General features: G+C 74.8%; 1 protein-coding gene. It reads right to left on the minus strand.

What is annotated here, in order from left to right:
- Positions 1–93: 93 nt before the first annotated feature.
- Positions 94–303 carry a hypothetical protein gene (locus ACWJ6R_RS37865; RefSeq protein ID WP_449066787.1) on the minus strand — a complete coding sequence of 70 codons (210 nt, stop codon included), beginning with the start codon at positions 301–303 and terminating at the stop codon, positions 94–96.
- Between the last annotated feature and the right edge of the window lie 224 nt (positions 304–527).

A 527-nucleotide genomic window follows, 5' to 3' on the forward strand; every position in this document is an offset into this window, starting at 1 on the left:
TCTCCGACTCAGCCTGAGACCGATTCGGTGATCGCGGACGGCGGTGCCCGCGGGGGCGGCCCCGCTCCCCGCTCCGGGGAGCGGGGGCCGTTCCTACTCCTCGCGCAGCGACATCCCGGCGTACTCGACCCGGTCGTCCTCCAGGAGGGTGACCTGCTCCACGCCCGCGGCGAGCAGCTCGCGCCAGTTCTCGCCGAGCCAGGACTCCGCGTCGGCCTGACTCGTGAACGCGTCGGCCGGCATCAGGACCCCCTCGGTCACCTCTCCGCCGTTCGCGTTCTCGTAACGCCAGCGCCACGTCATGCCACACGCTCCCTCTCGCCGCTCCCACGCTCTCGCCGCCGGCCCCGGCCGGTCCCCGGCGGCTCCGTGAGCCTACGTGATCTCGAAGTGCGGCGCACCGGTCATCCGCCGCGCCGTGCGACCCTTTCCGGGTGGAAGTCCTGTTCGAGGGTACGGCGGGGCCGCTCGGCCGGCCCGTTCCCGGCTGCCCCTGCGCCTCCTGCGGCCGCTGCCCGCCCCCCGCC

Source organism: Planomonospora algeriensis, assembly GCF_977012225.1.

Excerpts from the sequence above, each read along its gene's own strand:
- ACWJ6R_RS37865 (WP_449066787.1), bottom strand. The coding sequence starts at position 303 with ATGACGTGGCGCTGGCGTTACGAGAACGCGAACGGCGGAGAGGTGACC.